Consider the following 22,980-nt stretch of genomic DNA (forward strand, 5'->3'; position numbering starts at 1 on the left):
ATCCGCCGTCCGAATTTTGAAATTGAAAGCCAAAGTTGAACCTACCTCACGCAGCCTGGCCGCCACGCCCAGGCAACGGCCTGTTGACCCGAGTTTTTGAAAACTGTTATCAAAATTTCCCCCACGCAAAACCGCGCACGATTCGCCTCGAGGCCCTCTCATGCACGCTCGTCGTTCGACCTCCATCCTCCTCACCGCCGTCCTCTCGCACGCCGCCTGCGGCGACGACGGGACCACCAGCGCGAGCGACACTGCCGACACTACCGGCACCACCACCGGCTCCACCGGCGCCGTCGACCCGACCACCGCGCCGACGACCACGAGCCCGAGCACGAGCACGACCGAGCCGGAGACGGGCACCACCCAGCCGCTCACCTCCACCACGGACGAGACCACCACGCTCGACGTCACCACCAGCGCCACCCCGGCCACCACCACGAGCGACACCACCACGAGCGACACCACCACGAGCGACACCACCACGAGCGACACCACGAGCGACACCACCACGAGCGACACCACGACCACCACCGGCGTCGTCGACGACAGCCCGCCCCTCGTCGTCCTCGCGCGTCCCTTCGACAACGTCTACCTCGCCAGCCGTCGGCTCGTCGTCACCGGCCAGGCCACCGACGACGTCGAGGTCGTCGCCGCCGACGTGATCGTCAACGGCGAGGCCCCCGTCGCCCTGACGATCGTCCCCGGACCTGTCCTCGAGTTCAGCGCCGACCTCCGGCTACGGCGCGGCTGGAACACGCTCGAGGTCGTCGCCCGCGACGCCGCCGACAACAGCGGCAGCGACGTGCGACACGTCCACGTCGGCGTGCCCGTCGCCGCCGGCGGCGCCCACTCGCTCGCGCTCGCGGGCGGCGCGGCCTGGGGCTTCGGCCGCAACAACGAGGGCCAGCTCGGCGTGGGCGACCTCGTCGATCGGCTCGAGGCGGCCGCGATGCTGAACCTCGACGACGCAGTCTCTTTGTCGGCCAACCTCAACCACTCGCTGGCCGTCACCGAGAGCGGCGCAGTCAAGGTGTGGGGGCGCAACGACGAGGGCCAGCTCGGCCAGACGCCCGGCGCCGACGTCTCCACCCCCGCGATCCTCGACCTGCCCGAGGTCGTGCTCGTCGCCGCCGGCCAGCGCCACAGCCTCGCGCTCACCGAGGACGGCCAGGTGTGGTCGTTCGGCCTCGACAACGCCGGCCAGCTCGGCCGCGACGGCGACTCCCTGCCCGCCGTCGTACCTGACCTCGAGGACATCGTCGCCATCGCCGCCGGCGGCACCTACTCGCTCGCGGTCGACGGCACCGGCGCAGTGTGGGCGTGGGGCAACGGCAGCGACGGTCAGCTCGGCGACGGCATGGTCCTCGACTCACCTGTCCCGAAGGTCATCTCGATGGTCGACGCCGCGGCGGTCGCCGCCGGCAAGGCCCACACTCTCGCCGTCGCACCGCTGGGCGCCCTGGCCGTCTGCGGCCTCAACGTCTCCGGCCAGCTCGGCGACGGCATGAACGCCGACAACGAATTGCTGCCGGTCGCCGTCCCCGAGTTCGCCGACGTCCTGACCGTCGCCGCCTCCGGCAACCTCTCACTCGGGCTGGCCAGCGACGCTGCGCTGTGGGCCTGGGGTCAAAACTTCTCCGGCCAGCTCGGCCTCGGCGACAACGCAGATCGCCCCACGCCGACCGCTGTCCCCGGCCTGCCGCCCGTGCGAGCGATCGCCGCCGGCCTCGCCCACACCGTCGTGTTCGACGAGAACGGGGCCGTCTGGGCCTGGGGCCTCAACTCGTTCGGCCAGCTCGGCAAGGGCGACGCAGGCAACGCTACCAACAGCGCCGTGCCCTTGCTGGTCACCCTGCCCTGATTCGTGGTCGACAAAGAACCTGCTGGCATTCCAGCGAGATGTTCTCCGCCGTCGTTCGGCTCGTGAGCTGATCCGGAGGCGCCCAAGGCACGCGCGGGACCATGGGCTTGCTTCGATATCCGCGGGATTGAGCCAACGTCCGTGCTTCGGGTGTAGTGCACGGTGAAGCGGCTCCACGTCGAGCCGGCCTCGGCGCGGCCTCCGCCGCCGCTCATGAACCTCCTGTCCCCGAGGACATCTTGGTCGGCCCCTCGCCGGCGGCCGCGACCCGCGCCTCCTCTTTCGGCACGATCGACGGTGTAGGCCGGCTTTTTTCGACCAGGGTCACGCGCAAGCCACCGCGAGCGGACAAGACTGTTCGCCCAGCAGCATCAATCTCGGGCTTTATTTCGCGGCCTTCGGTGCGAGACTGGTGGCGCGTATGAACCTCGGAGACTCGATCAAGCACGACCGCTGCCCCGTCCGTGTGATCCGCGGGCAAAGCCTCCCGGACGTCGAGGTCCACCGCGGAGTCCGGGTGCGCGACGCGTTTGAGCGCCACTTCCACGCGGAGGCCCACGTCATCCATGTCCTCGCCGGCGCGCGCGTGCAGACCGTCGGCCGTCGCCAGCACACCCTCGCGCCGGGCGATGTGCTGGTCATCCCGCCGGACGAGGTCCACTGCGGCGCGTCCTCGCACCGCGAGGGCTGGACGTTCGTCTCGCTGTATTGCTCGCCCGTGGCGCTCGAGCGCGCGGCCGACGAGCTCGCGCCCGACGGTGCGGGAGAGTCGCGCCGCGCCGTGCGCCCCGAGCTCGACGAACACCCGGGCAGCGGACGACTCGTCACCGAGCTCGCCGCAGCGCTGGAAGACACCCCGCTCGCGGCCCAGACAGCCTGGCTCGCCCTCGCGTCTCGCCTGCTCCGCGGCCGCAGCGAGCCACCTCCGCGCCGCCGCGAGCGGGCTCTGGTGAAGCAGGTGCGAGAATTCCTCGACGCACACCTCACCGCGCCGGTCACGCTCGATCAGCTCGCGGGGGTCACCGGCGTCAGCAAGGAGCACGTCGTGCGCAGCTTCACCGCCGATGTCGGGCTGGCGCCGCATTCGTACCAGATCAACGCGCGGATCGAGCAGGCCAAGCAATCTCTGCTCGCCGGATCGACCATCTCGGAGGTCGCGCTCACGCTGGGTTTTCACGACCAGAGCCATTTCACGCGGCACTTTCGCCGAATCGTCGGTATCTCTCCCGGGCGATTCACGCGGCCGCGCAGGGCGGCGTGAGCGCGACATCAACATCGTACAAGACGGCGCGGGGCCGGGCGGCCATCCTCGTCCGGCGCCGCTTCGATGCGCCGCGCCGGAGAGCCCATGACAGACGCAGCCGACGCCGATCTCGTCCTCTACAACGGCCGAATCACGACGATGGACTCGCAGGCGCCCGCCGCCTCGGCGGTCGCGGTGCGGGACGGTCGATTCATCGCGGTCGGCGACGACGCGGCAGTCCTCCGTCGCGCCGGCGCCGAAGCCCGACGGATCGACCTCCGCGGCCGCAGGGCCATTCCGGGCCTCATCGATTCGCACCTGCACCTGATCCGCGGCGGCCTCACCTACAACAGTGAATTGCGGTGGGACGGCGTCGCCTCGCTCGGCGAGGCGCTGCGACGGCTGCGCGAGCAGGCCCTGCGGACCCCCCCGCCGCAGTGGGTGCGCGTGGTCGGCGGCTGGTCGGAGTTCCAGTTCGCCGAGCGGCGCATGCCGACGCTCGACGAGCTCAACGCCGCCGCCCCCGACACGCCGGTGTTCGTGCTGCACCTCTACGCGCAGGCGCTGCTCAACCGCGCTGCGCTGCGCGCCGTCGGCTACACCCGCGACACGCCCGATCCGCCCGGCGGCGTGATCGTGCGCGACCGCCACGGCGAGCCGACCGGCCTGCTCGTCGCCAAGCCCAACGCGTGGATCCTCTACGCCACCCTCGCCAAGGGCCCGCGGCTCGCGCTCGACGACCAGCGCAACAGCACCCGTCAATTCATGCGCGAGCTCAACCGGCTCGGCGTCACCGGGGCGATCGACGCCGGCGGCGGGTTCCAACAATATCCCGAGCACTATCAGATCATCGAGGAGCTGGCGGCCGCCGGGCAATTGACCGTGCGGGTCGCCTACAACCTGTTCACCCAGCGCCCCGGCCAGGAGCTCGACGACTTCACCCGCTGGTCGAGCACCCTGACCCCGGGCGCCGGCGACGGCTACTATCGCCTCAACGGCGCCGGCGAGATGCTCGTCTATTCGGCCGCCGACTTCGAGGACTTCCTCGAGCCGCGGCCCGACCTCCCGCCGCACATGGAGGACCAGCTCGGCGCCGTCGTCGAGCACCTCGTCGCCAAGCGCTGGCCGTTCCGCCTGCACGCGACCTACGACGAGTCGATCTCGCGCATGCTCGACGTGTTCGAGGCGGTCGACCGCAAGGTCCCGTTTCAGGGCCTGCGGTGGTTCTTCGACCACGCCGAGACCGTCTCGCCGCGCAACATCGATCGGATCGCCGCGCTCGGCGGCGGCATCGCCATCCAGCACCGCATGGCCTACCAGGGCGAGCACTTCATGCGCCGCTACGGGCCGCAGGCCGCCGCCGAGGCGCCGCCCGTGCGGCGCATGCTCGCGGCCGGGCTCCCCGTCGGCGGCGGCACCGACGCGACGCGCGTCGCCAGCTACAACCCGTGGGTCGGGCTCGGCTGGCTCGTGTCCGGCCGCAGCGTCGGCGGCACCGAGCTGCTCGGCCCCTCCGGCCGGCTCTCGCGCGAGCAGGCGCTGCGGCTGTACACCGCAGGCAACGGCTGGTTCTCCGGCGAGGACGGCGAGCGCGGCCGGATCGCCCCCGGCTGCTTCGCCGACCTCGCCGTGCTGTCCGCCGACTACTTCGCAGCGCCCGAAGCGGAGATCCGCGGCATCACCTCGGAGCTTACCGTGGTCGGCGGCGACGTCGTCCACGCCAGCGGCGACTTCGGCGGCCTCGCGCCGCCGCCCCTGCCGTTCAGCCCCGACTGGGCCCCGCCCGCCCACCACGGCGGCTACGACCCGGGCGCCGTGGCGCGCGCGCTGCACCGCGTGCACCGCCATCATCACCACGCCGCCGGTCTCGCCTGCCCCTGCGCCGTGTTCTAGCCGTATGGACATGTCCTTTCAGGCATGCGGGGCGCGCCGGCCCGGCACGCGCCCCCGCGGTCGCGCGCGCGCAGCCTCGACCGCCGCCCTTGCGGTCACCCTCGGGGCGCCGTCGGGCGCGCTCGGGCGACCAGCGACCTGGCCGATCGAACCTGTCCCTTCGGACATCATCGTGAGCGACCGGCACCCCGGGTTCAAACACGTCCCCGCGGACAGCCTCGCCGGCGCGCGACCCCCGGCGATCGAACATGTCCCCACGGACAGCCGCCTGGTCGGCGCCGCCCTCGCCCGCCGCGACGCCGCGCCGCCGCAGGTCCCCGCCGGAGCGCCGGACCTCCGCGGCGCTCCGCCGGCGCGCGCACCTGTCCCCGCGGACATGCGCCGTCCGCTGGCCCCCAAGCCGGGATCGCCGGCCCAGTCCGCGGGCGCGACCGAGGCCGCCGCGCTCGCCGGCCGCGGCGAGGGCCCGCCGGCCGCCCCGCCGCCCTACCGCCTGCTGCGCGCCGACGAGGACTACCGTTACCTGCGCGACCGCGGCCGGCGGACCGACTTCCTGGATGTCCTCAAGTACATCCCGCTCGGCCCGCGCCGCCGCGTCGCGCTCGGCTTCGGCGGCGAGACGCGGCAGCGCCTCGACTGGTTCCGCGACCTCGACTGGGGCGCCGGGCCGCCGCGCTCGCTGTCGTGGCTGCAGCGGACCATGTTCCACGCCGAGCTCCGGGCGCCGTACTTCCGCGCGTTCGCCCAGGTCAAGAGCGCGCTCGAGACGGGGCGAGCCGGCGGGCCGCGGGCGACCGACCGCGACGACTTCGACTTCCACCAGGCCTTCGCCGACCTCGACATCGAGCGCCCGGGCCTGCGCCTCATCGTCCGCGGCGGCCGGCACGAGCTCGCGTTCGGCTCCGGCCGCCTCGTCTCGCCGCGCGAGGGCCCCAACGTGCGCCGCAGCTTCGACGGCGTGTCGGTCATCCTGTCCATCCGCCGGGTCCACGCGCACCTGTTCGTCACCCGCCCGGTAGCGACCCTGCCCGGCGTCCTCGACGACGGCTGGGAGCGCGGTCAGTGGTTCGCCGGCGCCTACCTGACCGTGCCCTCGCCCCTGCGCGGCGGCCAGGTCGACGTCTACGCGCTCTACCTCGACCGCCTCGACGCCGAGTACCACCACGGCCGGGCGCACGAGCGGCGCCTGTCCCTCGGGACACGTTGGTTCGACGCCGCCGGACGGCTCGACTACAACGTCGAGGCGGTGCTGCAGACAGGGCGCTTCGGCGCCGCGCCGCTGCTCGCGTGGACCGTGGCCAGCGACACCGGCGTGCGCCTGCCGCTGCCGTGGGACCCGCGGCTCGGGGTGCGGCTCGACGTCGCCTCCGGCGATCGCGGCCCGGGGAAGCCCTTCGGCACCTTCTCCGCGCTGTTCCCCAAGGGCTCGTACTTCGGCGAGGACGCGCTGGTCGGCCCCGCCAACTTCCTCGACGCCCACCCGATGCTCACGCTGACGCCGGTCGAGCCGCTGAACCTCACCCTCGACTGGGTGTTCCTCGGCCGTTACAGCCTCACCGACGGCCTCTACAACGTCCCCGGCGAGCCGACGATCGCCGACGCCGGCGGCGCCCGGTTCGTCGGCCACCGCGCCGGCGCCACCCTCGAGGCCGAGCTCGGGCGACACGTCGGCTTCGTCGTCACCGTCGGCCGCTTCTTCCGCGGCCCGTTCCTCGCGCAGGCCGGACGCGCCCGCGACGTCGACTTCCTCGCCACCTGGCTGACCCTCAAGTTCTGAGGCGCAGACCGCACTGCAACGCGAACCTGGAGACCGAACCATGCCCACCGCCATCGCCGCCCCCGGCAAGACCCTCCTCACGCCCCACGACCACACCCTGATCCTGATCGACTACCAGTCGCAGATGGCGTTCGCCACCAAGTCGATCGACGCCGTGCTGCTGCGCAACAACGCCGGCCTCGTCGCCCACGCGGCGCGGATCTTCGGCGCCTCGACGATCCTCACCACCGTCGCCGAGAAGAGCTTCTCCGGCCCGATGTTCTCGGAGATCAAGGCCGCGTTCCCCGAGCACGACGTCATCGACCGCACGTCGATGAACACCTGGGAGGACGCGAAGATCGCCGAGCGCGTCAACAAGCTCGGCAAGCCGCGCATCGTCCTCGGCGGCCTGTGGACGTCGGTCTGCATCGTCGGCCCGGCGCTGTCGGCCCTCGACCAGGGCTTCGAGGTCTACGTGATCGCCGACGCCTGCGGCGACGTGTCGAACGAGGCCCACGACCGGGCGATGGACCGCATGGTCCAGGCCGGCGCGCGGCCGATGACCTCGCTGCAGTACCTGCTCGAACTCCAGCGCGACTGGGCCCGCAGCGCCACCTACGACGCCGTCACCGGCCTCGCCAGGGAGCTCGGCGGCGCCTACGGCCTCGGGATCATCTACGCGAAGACCATGTTCGGCGCGTCGGAGGGCGGGCACTAGGAGCCGCATGAAGCTCTACCTCGTCTCGCTGGCAGTCGGCGCGCTCGTCGGTGCCCTGTACAGCGCGCTCGGCGTGCGCTCCCCGGCGCCGCCGCTGGTCGCGCTGCTCGGTCTGTTCGGCATGCTCCTCGGCGAGCAGGTCGGGCCGATCGCGCGGCGCGTGCTCGCGGGAGAGCCGCTGTCCGCGGCGTGGTTCGCCCGCGAGTGCGCGCCCAAGATCACCGGCGCTCCGGCGCCCCAACCCGTCAATAGCAACACCGATGACGGATGACGCCCCGCGCAGTCCCTGGACGCCGCTCCGCCGCGGCCCGTTCCGCTCGCTCTGGCTCGCCGCGCTGAGCTCCAACATCGCGCTGTGGATACAGAACGCGGTCGGCAGCTGGGACATGACCTCGTTCGGCACCGCGCCGGTCCACGTGGCGCTGCTGCAGACGATGTCGGGCGCGCCGGTGCTGCTCGTCGGCCTGCCGGCGGCGGCACTCGCCGATCTGTTCGACCGCCGCCGCCTGCTCGTCGTGTTCGCCGCGTGGATGGCGGCGGTCTCGGTCGCGCTCGCGGTGCTGTCGTTCACCGGCGCACTCGGCCCGGCGAGCCTGCTCGCGCTGACCTTCGCGCTCGGCCTCGGCGCGGCGCTGACGGCCCCGCTGTGGCAGTCGGTGCTGCCCTCGCTGGTCGCCCCCGCGGAGCTCGCCTCGGCGGTGACGCTCAGCGGCGTCGCCGTCAACATCGCCCGCGCGATCGGTCCGGCGATCGGCGGCGTCGGCGTCGCGCTCGCCGGCAGCGGCGCAGTGTATACATTCAACGCCTGCGCATTCATGGTGGTCGTCGTGCAGGTGCTGCGCTGGCGACCGGAGCCCGCCCGTCCGGCGCAGACGCCCGAGCGGGTCGCCGGGGCGGTGGTCGCCGGCCTCCGCTTCGCCGTCCACGCGCCGGCCCTGCGCGCCGTGATCGTCCGCGCCGCCGCCTTCATCCTCTGCGGCAGCGCGCTGTGGGCGTTGCTGCCGGTCATCGCGCGCCGCGAGCTGCACATGACGCCGCTGCGCTTCGGTGCGCTGCTCGGGTGCGTCGGCGCGGGCGCGCTGCTCGGCGCCGCGGTGATGCCCGGGCTGCGCGCCCGCCTCGGCCCCGATCGACTCGTCGTCGTCGCCACCGTCGTGTACGCGGCGGCGATGGCCGTGCTGGGCTTCGTGCGCATCGAGCCGGCCCTCTACGCCGCGATGCTCGCGACCGGCGTCGCGTGGATCAGCATCATGTCGAGCCTCAACGTCGCCGCCGCGTCAGCGGCCCCCGGGTGGGTCCACGCGCGCGCGCTCGGCCTCTATCTCCTGGTGTTCCAGGGCGGGCTCGCGCTCGGCAGCCTCGCGTGGGGCACCCTCGCCGGTCATCTCGGCTCGTCCGTCACCCTCGCCGTCGCCGCCGGCGGCGTCACTCTCGGCGCGCTCGCGGCGGTACGCTGGCGGCTGAGCGACGCGCGCCGCGAGGACGTCCAGCCGTGGAGCGCCTGGCCGGAGCCCGTCCTCGCCGGGCCAGTGACCGTCGAGGCCGGACCGGTGCTGCTCGTCCGCCGCCACCGCGTCGCCGCCTCACAGCGCGCCGAGTTCCTGCAGCTGTCCCGCGAGCTCGAGGTCCTACGTCGCCGCGACGGTGCCACCGACTGGGCGCTCTACGAGGATCTCGCGAGCCCCGACGAATTCGTCGAGACGTTCTCGCTGGCGTCATGGTCCGAGCACCTGCGCCAGCACACCCGCGCCGTCGTCGCCGATCGCCGCCTGCTCGAGCGGCTCGCGGCCCTGTCCGAGGACGCCGGCGTGACCCACCTCGTCGACGCCGGCGCCCTCGCGGCCGCCCGCGCTCGCGGCGACCACCTCTCCGCTCACCACCCTCCGGAGCCGTCATGAACGTGATCGATCCGCGCCTCGCCTCCGCGCTGGAGAAGGCCCGCGACCTCGGCCTGCTCGCGCAGCGCATCGGCGCCGGCCTGCTGATCTGGACCTTTCACATGCGCCCGAAGCTGCTGCGATTCGACGAGGAGCTGCGCGAATTCCCCGACCCGCTCGGGATCGGCTCACCCGCCAGCCTCGCCCTCGCGCTCCTGGCCGAGGGGCTGTGCAGCGTGCTCGTCGCGCTCGGCCTGCTGACGCGACTCGCGGCGTTGCCGGTGATCTTCACGATGCTCATGGTCTTGACAATGGCCGCGCGCGGCTTCGAGGGCGCCGACGTCCAGTCCGCCCTGCTCTACGCGCTCCCCTACGCGACGCTGTTCGCCACGGGACCGGGCCGCTATTCGTGCGACCACCGCCTGCTCGAGCGCTATCGGCGGCTCTACGCGCGGTTCGCCCCGCCGCGCGCCTGATCCGTCATGCCCCGCGGCGATCTCCGCCCGGCACCATCGGGCACGCACGGCCACCACCGAAACGCTGCGTCACCCGGGGTTGTCCTTGGCCCAGGCCTCGAAGGCCTTGAGGTCGACGTCGCAGACCTTGGCGTACTCGCGGGCGATCTGCTTGCGCTCCGTGGCGCGATCGCCCTCGGAGCGGCCCTGCTCCTCGCGCAGGACGTCGAGCATATCGAGCACGTTGCGGAAGTAGGTCCACCGCTCGCGCTCGTCGACGGTGCCCGCGCAGTAGCGGGCCAGCCAGGCGTGGGCCTCGGATCGCTTGCCCTGCTCGCGCAGGGCCGTCGGCATGATCGGCACGCAGGCCTGCAGCATCAGTGTGATGCGGCCGGGACCGCGGGCTTCCTCGGCGAAGCAGCGCTCGCCGAAGCGGGCGTGATCGCCGGCGAGAAAGGCGTCGCGCACGTAGGCGTCGCGCTCGAGCTTGGAGCGCGTCGGCTGGGCGCGCTCGCAGGCGTACATGTCGACGAAGATCTCCTTTGGACCTTCGGGACATGGCACTTCGTACAGGTCGACGATGTGGCCGTCCTTGTTGGTGCCGACGCTGCCGCGGCGGGCCCGCTTGCCGCTCGAGAGGTCGCCGTCGAACGGGCGGCTGCCGTCCTCGCACTCGGCGTCGGCCACGGCGACGTAGGAGCCGTTGGTGTCGCAGGTCGGCAGCGGGTGCTCCTTGGACGAGCCGGGCGGCGATGCGGCGCTGGCGGGGGGGCGCACGTCGGCGATCCGCTGGCGAGCGTCGGTCCGGCTGTCACGGCCGGCCCGCGACGACCCGGCGCCAGGGTGGTCGAAGGTCCCCGAAGACGCGGGCTTCCGATCGAGCGGCGAATCGTCCGCTCCGGCGATCGGGGCACCGGAGGCGCCCGACTCGATCGCCGCGGGGGCCTTGGCCCGGCCCGGCCCGTTGGCGGTCTTGCAGCCGGGCAGACAGGCGAGGGCGAGGAGCAGGAGCGGACCGCGCATGCGCATGCGAATGTAACATGCCCGCGCGCCAACGGGCGCGAGCGTGCAAGCGAGCGCGTCCGCCGAGGATGCCGGCGGCGCAGCGCGGTGCGAGGGGGGCGTGGCTCGCGAAATTCCCCTGAACATTCCACGCGTGTCCCCCTCACAGGATCCCCCAAGGAGACCCCTCGCGCGGCCGCGGACAGGGCAGTTGGTGCGGCGCGCAGGGTGGTCTATGTTGCGAGCCAGATGACGACGACGGCGAAAAGCTCCGGGAGGAATCCGAAAAAGTCGACGAAGCGCGCGACGAAAAAGAGCGCCGGCGCGGCGAAAGCGACGACCTCCGCGGCGAAGAAGACCGTGGCGAAGAACGCGACGACCAAGACCGCGAGCGCAACGAGGAAGACCTCGGCGAAGAAGACCGCAGCGAACGCGACGACCAAGAAGACCGCGACGAAGGCTGCGGCGAAGAAGACCGCGGGCGCGACGAGGAAGGCCGCGACGAAGGCGGCTGCGACGAGCGCGACGACCAGGACCGCGCGAAACAAGCCGGCGGTGACAAAGCACGCCGCGGTCGCGCCGTCGGGCTGGTCGAGCGAGGGCGGGTGGAGGCTCGCAGTCGCCGGCGCTCGGCTGCGCGAGCGGCCGTTCCACCGCCGCACTCCGGAGCGCAGCGCCAAGCTCGATCGACTCGCTTTCGGCAGGACGCCGCCCGCAGACCCCGTCAAGGCGATCGAGGTGCTTGCCGCACGGGTCGATGACGCGAATGCAGGGAAGATCCCCAAACGCAAGCTCGACGTCGCCGTGGCGTCGGCGTGGGGCGACCGCGTCTGCGCCGCGCTGGGCTGGGAGATCGTCGAGCTCCGTTACCGCGGGGGCGGTGTGGTCGTCAACGTGCTCGTGTCGCCCGACCGGCGCTACTCCATCGATCTGGAATCCTACGCGCGTCGCGTCCTGCGTCTCGGGCCGGGCGCCGGCCCTAACACGCTGCAACTGCTGTTCTCGATGCTCCGCGACGGCAGCGTGCTGCCACCGGCCCCGGCCGGCAGCTACACCGAGCTCGGATGAAGGCAACAAGGGCAAGAGCAGCAGCGCGAGCGGCGGCCGCGTCAGGCCCTCATCGCTGGCCCGCGGATCGCCCTCGCCCTGCAGCGGTTGTTCCTTCGACGGGGAAGGTGAGTCGGGTTCGATCCGGGTCCCGGCCCTCGCGGCCGGGGGATTCGCCCGACTCTCGGGCGACGCCGGGCCGGTCTGCCACGACTACTATCAATACAGTCGTTCGGTACAGTCGCGCTCTTACACGTGGTCGAGCGGGCGCAGCGGAATGTCGGCAGAGGCAGTGGCAGCGGCGCTCGACCGGGTGCTGGGCGGGTCGCGGCGCGCGAGCTCGGTCCTTGAGCTGGAGCGTCGCGCCGTCGGCGGTATCGCCTACATACGCCGCAGCGCCTCCGCTGTCGCCTGGTCGGCCGGGAAGAACGACTCGATGGCGAGCTCCGACAGCGTCACGTCGACGGGGCTGCCGAAGATGGTCGTCGTGCTGAGGAACGACAGCACGGAATCGCCGACGCGCAGGCGCAGCGTGGCGACGAGCTCGCTCCCGTGGCCGGCGGCCGCCTGATCGCCGCCGAGCTCTGCGCGGAGCTCGACGAGTACGGGATCGGCGCTGGCATCGATCTGCTGCTGCAGGCGGTGCATGACGTGCGCGCGCCACTCCGCGGCGTTGACGATCCGCGGCCACAGACCATCGGGCGCCAGACTCGCGCGCAACACGTTCATCGGCGGCTCACGCAGACGCGCGGGCAAGTCGGCGACCAGCGGCGCGAACGCGCGATTGGCAGCGACCAGGTTCCAGTGCCGATCGATCGCAATCGCCGGATAAGGCTCGTGGCCCGTGAGCAGGAGCTCGATCGCGTGCCGCGCGCTCGCCAGCTCGGGCGCTTCGAGCGAGTGCTGCGAGTACATGGGTGCGTGCCCCGCGGCGAGCAGCAGCGCGTTGCGTGCACGCAGCGGGATCGCCAGCACGTCGGCCAGCTTCAGCACCATGTCGCGGCTCGGCGTGGCGCGGCCGGACTCGAGGAAGCTGACGTGCTTCGTCGAGATGTTGGCCGTGGCAGCGAGCGCAAGCTGGCTCAAATGACGGCGCTCGCGCCACTGCCGCAGGAGGGTGCCGATCGGCCGTGTGGGACTCTGCATCGCCCCGCCAGTGTACTCGTCTCGCGCCAGCGCTCCATTACCCCGCGGGTAATCCGATCGTTACCTGCGAGGTAATCGACCCGGCGCCCGCGCGGGCCCATCGTGAGCGCATGTCCACGACCATCGAGAACCTGCACCTCGTCGACCGCTACCTCGCCGCCTGGAACGAACGCGATCACGCTCGCCGCGCGCAGCTGATCGCCGCCCTCTTCACCCCGGACGCGCGCTACGTCGATCCGCTCGCCGCGAGCGAGGGGCACGCGGGCATCGATGCGATGATCCGCGCGGTCCAGGCGAAGTTCCCGGCGCACGTGTTCGCACCGCGGGGCGCCGTGGACCGCCACGGCCTCTTCCTGCGCTTCGCGTGGACGCTCGCGCCCACGAGCGGCGCGGCGATCGCCGGCGGCACCGACTTCGCGACGCTCGCGCCCGACGGTCGCTTCACCAGCGTCACCGGCTTCCTCGACGCTCTGCCGGCGCGGCCCCGCGGGAGCACGGTCGCGCTGCCCGACGGCGAGAGCCTGTTCTATCGCGACACCGGCGGCGACGGCCCGCCGGTCGTGTTCGTCCATAGCTGGGCGCTGTCGAGCTCGATGTGGCAATACCAGGAGTACGCCCTGCGCGCGGCCGGCCTGCGCTGCATCGCCTACGATCGTCGCGGCCACGGGCGCTCGAGCCCCGCGACCTCGGGCTACGAGCTCGACACCATGGCCGACGATCTCGCCGCCGTCCTCGCGCACCTGGACCTCCGCGGAGCGACGCTGATCGGCCACTCGCAGGGCTGCGCCGAGCTCCTGCGGTACGTCGCGCGCCACGGCTCGTCGCGGGTCGCACGGCTCGCCTTCCTCGCACCGACGACGCCGGTGCTGCGGCAGCTCCCCGACAACCCCGACGGGGTGCCCGATGCCGCGTTCGAGGCCGTATGGGCGACCTGGGCGCGCGATTTCCCGGGCTGGGCCGCCGACAACGAGGCGCCGTTCTTCGTCCCCGAGACGTCGGCCGCGATGCGCGCGTGGTTGGTGTCCGAGCTGCTGCGTACGCACGTCGACGTGGCGATCGCCACGCAGCGCGCAGTGGTGTTCTCCGACCTGCGTCCCGACCTCGCCGCGATCGATCGCCCGACCCTGATCCTCCACGGCGATCGCGACGTGTCCGCGCCGCTCGCACTCGGCCGTCGCACGGCGGCCGGCATCGCGGGCGCTCGCCTCGAGGTCTACACGGGCGCCCCACACGGCCTGTTCGTGACGCACGCCGACCGCGTGAACCGCGACCTGCTCGAGTTCATCCGCGGGTGACCAGTTCGTGCGGTGCGGCGGTGGCTGTCACGAACCGCAGGTCACGGCACGCCTGCCCGCGCCTTCAGGGTCGTCTCGCCGAAGGGCAAGACTGGACGGCGTCCTCGTCCGATCGCATGAACTGGTTGTGCTCGGCCTGAATCAAACAAAAGCGCGGGACACTTTCGCCGTCGACCTCGACCGACTCCAGGAACATCGACAAAGGCCGCACCCAAAGGCCGTAGTCGCCGTAGAGCGCCTGGTAGAAGACCACCTGCTCCTCGGTCTCGGAGTGCCGGGCGACCGCGAAGACCCGGTACTCAGGTCCCTTGTAATGACGATAGATGCCAGGCTGTATCCGCATGTTCACTCCGCTGGAAAATCGCACGAGGCCCCGGTCGGTAGACCCTGCAGCTCGTCGATCCGCGGCGCCGACAGGCGGGGCGGGTCGCTCGCTTCGAGGGCGCGGGGCATGGCCGCCATCCTGCCGTCCGCCGTTCGGCGGCGTCAACGGCCCGCTGAGGCAGGGAGGGCGTCGAGCTCCGGACGATCGACGACGGCGACCACCACATCGAGGTCTTCGCGAGCAACGGCCGCTCGTCTCGTTCCACGTGAAGACGCCGGCGCGGGTGTGGCGAACAGCCGGGTCCCAGGCTGAGGGTTGGTGCTCGGCGTTGGCGAGCGCGTGGTGGCGGCGGTCCAGCGGAGCGCCGGAGGATCCTCCGGAGCTCCGCTCCGAAGCTGCGATGGGCCGCGGGCTCGACCTCCCACTCGACAACAACGTCTCCAGGCAACACCTCCGCCGCGAGGTCCTCGGCAAGCGCAGATTTCGGCTCATCCGCTCACCTGCCCCAACGTTGCCGGCATCGGATGAGCCCGCGCTCCCGAGCCCACGGCGCACACCGGACCCGACGTTGCCGACAGCGATGCTCCTGCGCTCCCGAGCCCGAGACGTCCAACGTCCTCTTCAGGAGCGCTGCAGCGACAGCGATGCTCCTGCGCTCCCGAGCCCGAGACGTCCAGCGTCCTCTTCAGGAGCGCTGCAGCGCGGTCCGCTGATTGCGGGCGTAGCCGTGGTGCGCGGCGTGCCGTCGAGTCGCCGCGCTCGCTGCGGCGCGCACGCCTCGACGACGGCGCGACTGCGGACCATCGCAACCGACCCGCGACGTGGCGAACGCGGCGGCGGGCGGCACCCCGATCGTACCCGCGACCTTCGATCCGCGACGCGCGGGGCGGTCCGCGATCGCCCCTTCGAAGCGTGGAGCGCGGAGCGACGCGCTGCGTCGAAGATCGAGTGGAGCTGGGGTCAGCAGCCCTGACCGTTCGTGCCGGCGATGGTCGCAGCCCACATTCGCCGAGCACCCGGCACGCGTCGGCGATCTGTGGGCCTGCGCATTCTCCGAGCACCCGGCCAAACACACACCGGCCATCGGGGGGCCTGCGCATTCGCCGAGCGCCCGGCCAAGCGCGCGCGGGCCGTCTCCGGGGCCGCGCATTCGCAGAAGATCCGGCTCGCAGCGGGCCGCCGCACGCTCCGAGGCGCGTCGCTCGGCGGGGCGACTGGCACGGGGGCTCGGGTCGGCGCGGGGAGATTGTGGATACAGGTCACCTCTGGTATGGTGCTGCTGTCATAGGGGTTGTGCTGACCCCTTCCTTGCCTCTGGGCAAGGGCTCTTCGGACATGTTCCACGGGACAGGGCCATTTCGGATGGGCCCTGAATGCCCGCTGGAGGAGGAATGCGCATGCTTCGTACCGCTGGAGTCGTCTCGTCGATCGTCTCGTGTTTCCTGCTGTCGGCCTGCTACGAGGGAGGAGGTGCGGCGGGGGACGAGGTTTCCACGGCGGAGCGCATCGTCACCGCCGAGGATCTCGAGGGGCTCGGGGCGGGGGGCGTGCTCGAGCTCGACCTGGGGGCGGAGGCGGTGCGGTTCTCGTTCGCGGCCGGGCCGATCGACTTCGCCAGGGTCGTCGTGGTCGGTGAGGATGGGCGCCGCGCGCTGCTGCAGGACCTGCTGGCGCGCCGCGGCGAGGCATGGGGCGTGATCCCGGCGCGGCTCGAGCTGGGTGACAGCTTCCTGGTCGACGCGAAAATGGTCGCCGACGCGGCGAAGGAGCGGCCGACCACGCTGATGGTGGCGCAGGAGGCGGCGCTGTCGCGGCTGCCGCGGATCGATCAGGTCGTGACGGCGGGCGACGGGGTGCCGTCGCTGGTCGCGGGCGACCTCGGGTTCCTGCCGAAGGGCGAGCCGCGGGCGGCGGCGCAGACGTTCCTGCAGGATGTCGCGCCGGTGTTCCGCATGCACGCGGCGACCGACCTCGAGCCGCTGCGCGTGAAGAGCGACGACCGTGGCCAGGTCCACGTGAAGTTCCAGCAGTACCTCCACGAGCTGCCGGTCATCGGCGGCGAGCTGACGGTCCACGCCGACGGGGTCAGCGGGCGCGTGCACGCGGTGAGCGGGCGGTTCATCGCCGGCGAGGACGTGGCGAGCGAGCCCGAGGTCGAGGGCGAGGCGGCGCTGGCGACGGCGCTGGCCGGTCTCCCGGCCGACGCGGCCAGCACCGACGCGCCCGACCTCGTCTATGTGGTCACCGAGGATTCGGTGGCGCTCGCGTGGATGGCCGAGGTGACCTATACCAGCGCCGACGGGCCCGAGCGCGACCTCGTGTTCGCCGACGCCCGGACCGGAGAGCTCGTGACGCGCCACCCGCAGCACCACCGGGCGCTGGCGCGCAAGGTCTACGACGCCAAGAAAGGCGAGAACCTGCCCGGCACCGAGATCGCCAACCCGGGCAGCTCGGCCGACCTCTCGGTCAAGGACGCCTTCAACTACGCGGGCACGACCTACAACTTCTACAAAGACCGGTTCGGCCGCGACTCGTTCAACGGCGCCGGCGCGACGATCCACTCGACGGTGCACTTCAGCGTCGGCTACGACAACGCGTTCTGGAACGGCCAGCAGATGGTCTACGGCGACGGCAGCGGGCAGTACTTCTCGTCGCTCGCGCGCGACCTCGACATCGTCAGCCACGAGCTGACCCACGCGGTCACCCAGTACGAGGCGAACCTCGTCTACCAGAACCAGTCCGGCGCGCTCAACGAGGCCTTCTCCGACATCATGGCGGCGTCGGTCCAGGCCCACCTGGCCGGCGGCGTGGTCTCGGCGGCCACGTGGAAGCTGGCCGAGGCGTCGTTTACGCCGAACACCTCCGGCGACGCGATGCGCTACATGGACGACCCGATGAAGGACGGGCAGTCGTATGATTACTGGCCGACCCGCTATCAGGGCGGTCAGGACAACGGCGGCGTGCACATCAACTCGGGCATCGCCAACCTGGCGTTCAAGCTGCTGGTCACCGGCGGGGTCCACCCGCGCGGCAAGACGGCCAACAACGTCACCGGGATCGGGATCACCAAGGCGAGCAAGATCTTCTACGACGCCCTGGTGACCTACCTGTCGGCCAACGCGACCTTCCAGGACGCCCGCAACGCGACGGCCCAGGCGGCCACCGCGATCCACGGGGCGGGCTCGGCGGAGGTCGCTGCGGTCCACGCGGCGTGGACGGCCGTCGGCGTGCCTGGCGACCCGGGCAGCGGCGGCGGCGGCGGCGGCGGCAGCTGCACCGGCACGCAGTACCAGGGCAGCCTGTCCGGCGCGGGGGCTCAGCAGGCCCAGCCGAACGGCTCGTACTACCAGACGACCGGGACCAAGACGCACACGGCCTGCCTGACCGGGCCGAACGGGACGGACTTCGACCTGTACCTCCTCAAGTGGAACGGCAGCACCTGGGCCCAGGTCGCCCAGTCGGAGAGCCCGACGTCGAGCGAGTCGATCTCCTACGTCGGCACCGCGGGCTACTACACGTATACGGTAGCTTCGTACGCCGGCGCCGGAAACTACACGCTGACCGCCGGCGTGCAGTGATCGCGTGATCCACCGGGCGCGAGGAACATGGTCTTTTGGCCATGTTCCTCGCGCCATGTTCTTTGATACGCCCGTTCTGGACGTGCACGGCGGCCGCGTGGTCCGCGGGCGGGCCGCCTCCGGCAGAAGTCCAGAACGCCTACGATGGACTTCACTTCTGGAGGTGGTTCGGGTCCATCCACAAGACCGACCAGCTGTGGCCGTCGAGGTCCTGGAAGCTGCGCGTGTACATGAAGCCGTAGTCCTGCGGGTCCTCGACGAACGTGCCGCCGGCGGCCAGCGCGGTGTCGGCGACGTGATCGACGTCGGCGCGGCTGGCCGCCGAGAGCGAGAACAGGCCCTCGACGTGGGTGCGGGTGTCGCAGATCTGCCGGCTGGTGAAGTCCTTGAACCGGGACTCGACCAGCAGCATGACGAACGCCTCCTCGCTGAGGATCATGCAGGCGGCGTGCTCGTCGGTGAACTGTTGATTGAACGCGAAGCCGAGCTTGGTAAAAAACTCGACGCTGCGCTGCAGGTGCTTGATCGGGAGGTTGATGAAGATCTTGGTGGTGCGGGCGGCCTGGGGGGTCATGTCGATTGGACCGGCGAGCCGCGCCGAACTCATCGGTCGATCGAAGATTTTTTGTCGAAAGATTCTCCGGGATCCCACCGCTGGATCGACAGGTCCGCGTCGCGGTGCAGTAGCTCGGTCGGCGCCGGCCCGTCGCACCGCTCGAACGCGGCGACGTGGCGGTCGACAAGCGCCGTCTGGTCGGCGGACGGCGGGGCGCGCGCGAGGCTCAGGTCGCGGACGCGGTGCTCGGCCCGCGCTGCTCGGCCATCGCGCGCGGGAGCGTCGGCCCGCCGGACATGTTCGCCGGATCGCGTAGCTCGGCCATCGCGCGCGGGAGCGTCGGCCCGCCGGACACCGCGGTGAACCATGACGACACCGCCGGCCATGGCGACGCCGGGGGCGAGCCGGCCGCAGGACGTCTCCGCCCCCACTCCGCTTGTCTCGACGGCCGGGCGGCCACCGGCCACGCCCGCAGGCCGTTTCGCGCTCGCACCGGCGACCCGCGAGGGGCGCCCGGACGTGTTATCCACTCACCATGGCCGAGGAGCCGCGCCGCATCGCCGAATACCTGCGCTCCGACGACGAGCGGCCGTTCATCCACAAGGCGTTCGACCAGACGCTCGGCGACGCCGATCGTCTCGCCTACGCGGAGCTCGTCGAGGGCAGGGACCCCGAGCGCGCCGAGTGGCTGCGCCTCGAGGTCGCCCTCCATTCGCGTGCGACCGACGACCCCGCCGTGCTCGCCCGGTTCGTCGAGCTGTCGCGCGAGGTCGGCCTCGACTACGCCGGCGCGCTGCTGCGCGAAGAGATCATGAACTGCGGCAGCGACGGCGCCAAACAGGCCGCGCCGCGGATCCGCTTCGCCTTCGCCTGCCCCAAGCGGTGGGAGACGCTCGCGCCGGCCGATGGCGAGTCGGTCCGACTGTGCCAGCAATGCAACGAGCGCGTCTATTACTGCGAGACCGTCGCCGACGCCGAGGTCCGCGCATTCGCGGGGCAGTGCATCGCCATCCCGAAGGGGCTCACGGACGGCGGCGTCCAGACCGTACAGCTCGGTCGACCGGACCCGGTCCGCCACTGGGCCGACCGCCTGTTCTCGTACGGACCCGGCGCCCCCAAGCACGTCGACGCCCTCGTGGTCCTCTATTCGCTGGACGCCGAGCTCGTCGGTCGCTCCTACGTCCTGAACCCGACGGGCGTCACCGTCGGCCGCGGCCTCGACAACACGATCGTGCTGTCCGGCGACTCCGTCTCGCGCTGCCACGCCCGCCTCGAGCCGCGCGACGACGGCTGGTGGGTCATCGACAACGCCAGCACCAACGGCACCTACGTCCACGACAAGCAGGTCCAGGAAGCACGCCTGGCCGCCGGCGACCACCTGAAGATCGGCAGCACGATCTTCAAATTCGTCGCTGCACCGGGGTGACCGGCCCGGACGCCGACGCCCGCATGAACGAGGACGCTCCACCCGCCCGCCGGCTCACCCGGGCCGCCCAGCGCAAGCTCAACGAGCTCGTCGCGCAGGGCGTGCCCCTCGCGCGCGCGATGCAGCAGGTACGTGCCGAGCCCGGCGCGTTCGAGCAAGTGGCGCCGGCCGAGCGACCCGCACCCACGCCGCGGCCCGCGTGGTCCGGCGATCGCACCGACTGGGAGCGCGCGGTCGAGAAGCTCCAGGTCTTGCGGGAGCTCGATCGCGGGTACGCGACGTTCGGCGCTCGGACCCATCGGTACCTCCTGCGACCGAAGGCCACCCCGCGCCAGCTCGAGGCGATCGAGGAGAAGCTCGGCGCGAGGCTTCCGCCCGGCCTGCACGCGTTCTATCTCACTGTCGGGAACGGCGGCGCGGGACCAGACCATGGCCTGTTCGCTGCGGCGGAGCTCAAGCGCCGGCGTCCAGGCACCGCGTACCCGGGGATCGAGGCGTTGCGCGCGCTCGGCGTTCGCACCCAGGCGCAGCCGCCCGAGCCGACGTACGCCAACCTGTCGCCGTCGCGGCTGACCGGCATCGTCACGCTCCTGTTCTCCGGCTGCTCGCTGTACTCCGGCGTGGTGTGTACCGGTGACGTCGGGCGCATCGTGCACTGGGATGACGACCGTATCGTCGAGACCGACGACACCCTCGTCACCTGGTACGAGCGCTGGCTCGACGACGAGATCGCGCAGTTCAAACTGGTCGAGCGGATGCGCGACGAGGGCGCCACGATCGACGCGGTGGTGAGCGCGATGAAGCGGCTGGTGCCCTCCGGACTGTCGCCCGCCGCCAAGACGTCGCGCGCGCGCGAGCTCGTGGAGGCAAAGCTCCGCGGGCTTTCGTCCGAGGGAGCGGGCTAGACACCGCCGCCGGGCGACGGCCTTCTTGGCCACCTTGGCCACGAGTCGGGAGCTCATGCCGACCGCCTCGCCGGATGCGCTCGACGGTTCGTCGAGGACACGCCGCGAATCATCGCGGATCGCCCCAGCCTTTTGCGACCCGAGCTGCAGCAGTCGCGGCACGCATGTGCGGGTCCTGACCCGCCAAAAGTCACCGGGCATCCTCCGCGGCTCGCAACGAGCGCGATGCCCGCGCTCGGGTCGCAAAAGGCGCCGACTCGCATGTGGCGAGAAACGAAAGCAGCGGGCCCGTGGCTTGCTCACGGGCGGGACCTGCGAATTGTCCGGTTGCCCCGCCTGTCGAACGCATCCATACAGCGAACACGACCGATTTTCAGCCATGACTCGAGCCGTTCCCAAGCCTTTCTCGCAGCCGCGCGCGCCGACCGGAATTACCGGCCTCGACGACATCCTCGGCGGAGGCTTCCCGCGCGACCACCTGTATCTCCTCGAGGGGGCGCCGGGGACCGGGAAGACCACCTTCGGCCTGCAGTTCCTGCTCGCGGGGCGAGACCGCGGCGAGGTCGGCCTGTACATCACCCTGTCCGAGACTCACAGCGAGCTCGAGGTGGTGGCGGCGTCGCACGGCTGGTCGCTCGCGGGCATCCGGGTGTTCGAGCTCGTCGCGCCCGCCGATCTGGGCGGCGCGTCCGAGCAGTCGATCCTGCACCCCTCCGAGGTCGAGCTCGGGGAGACCGTCGACGGCGTGCTCCGGGCCCTCGAGCGGGAGAACCCGACGCGCGTGGTGTTCGACAGCCTGTCCGAGATGCGGATGCTCGCCCACGACGCGCTCCGCTATCGCCGGCAGATCCTCGCGCTCAAGCACTACTTCGCCCGCAAGGGCTGCACCGTCATGCTGCTGGACGATCGCACGGTCGCGCAGCAAGACCTGCAGCTGCACAGCATCGCCCACGGCGTCCTGTGCCTCGAGCAGCACACCCACCAGTACGGGCCCGAGCGCCGCTGTCTGCGGGTGTCCAAGCTGCGTGGCCTGAAGTATCGCGGCGGCGATCACGACTACGAGATCCGCACCGGCGGCATCGAGGTCTATCCGCGCCTGGTGGCGGCGGAGCACCGCACCCACGTCGAGCACACCGTGGTCTCGACGGGCAACCCGGCGCTGGACAGCATCTTCGGCGGCGGCCTCACGCGCGGGACCAGCGTCCTCTTCAGCGGGCCGGCCGGCGCCGGCAAGACCACGACCGCCCTCTCGTGCGTCGAGGCGGCGCTCCGGCGCGGCGAGCGGTGCGCCTTCTATCTCTTCGACGAGGCCCTGTCGGTCATGCTGCAGCGCGCGACGGCGCTGGGCATCGACGTCCACCGTTACGTCGAGGACGGACAGCTGGAGCTGCAGCAGCTCGACCCCGCCGAGATGTCGGCCGGAGAGTTCGCCCACCGGGTGCGCCGCACCGCGGAGGCGGGCGCGACGATGGTGGTCATCGACAGCCTCAACGCGTACTTGCACGCCATGCCGGGCAGCCGCTTCCTGGTGCTGCAGATGCACGAGCTGCTCGCCTACCTCAATCAGAAGGGGGTCATCACGATCCTGATCTTGGGGCAGCACGGCGTGCTGGGCGAGGGTCGCACGGACGTCGACCTCAGCTACCTCAGCGACTCGATGCTGCTGTTCCGTTACTTCGAGGCGCGCGGGCAGCTGCTGAAGGCGCTGTCGGTCACCAAGAGCCGCACCAACGCGCACGAGTCGACGATCCGCGAGTTCCGCCTGACGTCCGGAGGCATCGAGGTGGGTAACGTGCTGCTCGACTTCCAGGGCGTGCTCGGCGGCATCCCGCATTATCGAGGGTCGCGGCCGCTGCTGGCCGACAGTGACGACGACGCGGCGTCCGAGGGCTGAGCG

Annotated in this window: 19 protein-coding genes; 14 read left to right on the forward strand and 5 right to left on the reverse strand. The window is 71.6% G+C overall.

Annotated features, from left to right (window positions below; genetic code table 11):
• Nucleotides 1–160: 160 nt before the first annotated feature.
• The 8 genes from O0S08_RS33575 (at nucleotide 161) to O0S08_RS33610 (ending at nucleotide 9,824) form a co-directional block, all read left to right on the forward strand.
• On the forward strand, nucleotides 161–1,861 hold the full coding sequence (locus O0S08_RS33575) for an RCC1 domain-containing protein (RefSeq protein WP_269033508.1): 1,701 nt from the start codon (nucleotides 161–163) through the stop codon (nucleotides 1,859–1,861).
• Nucleotides 1,862–2,282: 421 nt separating this feature from the next.
• Nucleotides 2,283–3,122, forward strand: coding sequence for a helix-turn-helix transcriptional regulator (locus O0S08_RS33580; RefSeq protein ID WP_269033509.1), 840 nt, complete (start codon nucleotides 2,283–2,285; stop codon nucleotides 3,120–3,122).
• A gap of 87 nt (nucleotides 3,123–3,209) precedes the next feature.
• Entirely contained in the window at nucleotides 3,210–4,997 is a 1,788-nt protein-coding gene (locus O0S08_RS33585; protein WP_269033510.1) for an amidohydrolase, read from the forward strand.
• Between the two features lie 10 nt (nucleotides 4,998–5,007).
• Entirely contained in the window at nucleotides 5,008–6,774 is a 1,767-nt protein-coding gene (locus O0S08_RS33590; RefSeq protein WP_269033511.1) for an alginate export family protein, read from the forward strand.
• A 40-nt stretch (nucleotides 6,775–6,814) separates the two neighbouring features.
• A complete protein-coding gene (locus tag O0S08_RS33595; RefSeq protein WP_269033512.1) occupies nucleotides 6,815–7,471 on the forward strand; it encodes a hydrolase in 657 nt (218 codons plus the stop codon).
• Nucleotides 7,472–7,478: 7 nt separating this feature from the next.
• Nucleotides 7,479–7,742: a DUF1427 family protein gene (locus O0S08_RS33600; RefSeq protein ID WP_269033513.1), complete on the forward strand. Its 264-nt coding sequence runs from the start codon at nucleotides 7,479–7,481 to the stop codon at nucleotides 7,740–7,742.
• Nucleotides 7,732–9,369: an MFS transporter gene (locus O0S08_RS33605; RefSeq protein WP_269033514.1), complete on the forward strand. Its 1,638-nt coding sequence runs from the start codon at nucleotides 7,732–7,734 to the stop codon at nucleotides 9,367–9,369. The genes O0S08_RS33600 and O0S08_RS33605 overlap by 11 nt, the downstream gene beginning before the upstream one ends.
• Nucleotides 9,366–9,824, forward strand: coding sequence for a DoxX family protein (locus O0S08_RS33610; RefSeq protein ID WP_269033515.1), 459 nt, complete (start codon nucleotides 9,366–9,368; stop codon nucleotides 9,822–9,824). The genes O0S08_RS33605 and O0S08_RS33610 overlap by 4 nt, the downstream gene beginning before the upstream one ends.
• Before the next feature lie 69 nt (nucleotides 9,825–9,893).
• On the opposite strand, the gene O0S08_RS33615 is transcribed toward O0S08_RS33610, so the two are convergent.
• Both O0S08_RS33615 and O0S08_RS33620 read right to left on the reverse strand, forming a co-directional pair.
• Nucleotides 9,894–10,826, reverse strand: a complete 933-nt coding sequence (locus O0S08_RS33615; RefSeq protein WP_269033516.1) for a hypothetical protein — start codon at nucleotides 10,824–10,826, stop codon at nucleotides 9,894–9,896.
• A gap of 212 nt (nucleotides 10,827–11,038) precedes the next feature.
• On the reverse strand, nucleotides 11,039–11,485 hold the full coding sequence (locus O0S08_RS33620) for a hypothetical protein (RefSeq protein ID WP_269033517.1): 447 nt from the start codon (nucleotides 11,483–11,485) through the stop codon (nucleotides 11,039–11,041).
• Nucleotides 11,486–11,543: 58 nt separating this feature from the next.
• On the opposite strand from O0S08_RS33620, the gene O0S08_RS33625 reads away from it, so the two are divergent.
• The gene (locus tag O0S08_RS33625; protein ID WP_269033518.1) at nucleotides 11,544–11,873 is read left to right on the forward strand and encodes a hypothetical protein; all 330 of its coding nucleotides are present in this window, start codon (nucleotides 11,544–11,546) and stop codon (nucleotides 11,871–11,873) included.
• Between the two features lie 360 nt (nucleotides 11,874–12,233).
• On the opposite strand, the gene O0S08_RS33630 is transcribed toward O0S08_RS33625, so the two are convergent.
• On the reverse strand, nucleotides 12,234–12,998 hold the full coding sequence (locus tag O0S08_RS33630; protein ID WP_269033519.1) for a helix-turn-helix domain-containing protein: 765 nt from the start codon (nucleotides 12,996–12,998) through the stop codon (nucleotides 12,234–12,236).
• A 110-nt stretch (nucleotides 12,999–13,108) separates the two neighbouring features.
• Here O0S08_RS33630 and O0S08_RS33635 point away from each other — a divergent pair, with 110 nt between their 5' ends.
• The gene (locus tag O0S08_RS33635; RefSeq protein ID WP_269033520.1) at nucleotides 13,109–14,293 is read left to right on the forward strand and encodes an alpha/beta fold hydrolase; all 1,185 of its coding nucleotides are present in this window, start codon (nucleotides 13,109–13,111) and stop codon (nucleotides 14,291–14,293) included.
• 64 nt (nucleotides 14,294–14,357) lie between these two features.
• Here O0S08_RS33635 and O0S08_RS33640 read toward each other — a convergent pair whose 3' ends face one another.
• Complete coding sequence (locus O0S08_RS33640) at nucleotides 14,358–14,636, reverse strand: DUF1653 domain-containing protein (protein ID WP_269033521.1); 279 nt, start codon at nucleotides 14,634–14,636, stop codon at nucleotides 14,358–14,360.
• 1,379 nt (nucleotides 14,637–16,015) lie between these two features.
• Here O0S08_RS33640 and O0S08_RS33645 point away from each other — a divergent pair.
• Entirely contained in the window at nucleotides 16,016–18,196 is a 2,181-nt protein-coding gene (locus O0S08_RS33645) for a M4 family metallopeptidase (protein ID WP_269033522.1), read from the forward strand.
• Nucleotides 18,197–18,347: 151 nt separating this feature from the next.
• Here O0S08_RS33645 and O0S08_RS33650 read toward each other — a convergent pair whose 3' ends face one another.
• Nucleotides 18,348–18,770, reverse strand: coding sequence for a VOC family protein (locus O0S08_RS33650; RefSeq protein ID WP_269033523.1), 423 nt, complete (start codon nucleotides 18,768–18,770; stop codon nucleotides 18,348–18,350).
• A gap of 517 nt (nucleotides 18,771–19,287) precedes the next feature.
• Between O0S08_RS33650 and O0S08_RS33655 the strand changes: the two genes are divergently transcribed.
• The 3 genes from O0S08_RS33655 to O0S08_RS33665 all read left to right on the forward strand — a co-directional run bounded on the left by O0S08_RS33655 (nucleotide 19,288) and on the right by O0S08_RS33665 (nucleotide 22,977).
• The gene (locus tag O0S08_RS33655) at nucleotides 19,288–20,178 is read left to right on the forward strand and encodes an FHA domain-containing protein (protein ID WP_269033524.1); all 891 of its coding nucleotides are present in this window, start codon (nucleotides 19,288–19,290) and stop codon (nucleotides 20,176–20,178) included.
• Nucleotides 20,175–21,083 (forward strand): SMI1/KNR4 family protein, encoded by a 909-nt coding sequence (locus tag O0S08_RS33660; RefSeq protein WP_269033525.1) that lies wholly within the window; start codon nucleotides 20,175–20,177, stop codon nucleotides 21,081–21,083. The genes O0S08_RS33655 and O0S08_RS33660 overlap by 4 nt, the downstream gene beginning before the upstream one ends.
• A gap of 379 nt (nucleotides 21,084–21,462) precedes the next feature.
• Nucleotides 21,463–22,977 carry an ATPase domain-containing protein gene (locus tag O0S08_RS33665; RefSeq protein ID WP_269033526.1) on the forward strand — a complete coding sequence of 505 codons (1,515 nt, stop codon included), beginning with the start codon at nucleotides 21,463–21,465 and terminating at the stop codon, nucleotides 22,975–22,977.
• Nucleotides 22,978–22,980 lie beyond the last annotated feature (3 nt).

The sequence above is a fragment of the Nannocystis punicea genome, from assembly GCF_026965555.1.
Taxonomy (GTDB): Bacteria; Myxococcota_A; Polyangia; order Nannocystales; family Nannocystaceae; genus Nannocystis; species Nannocystis punicea.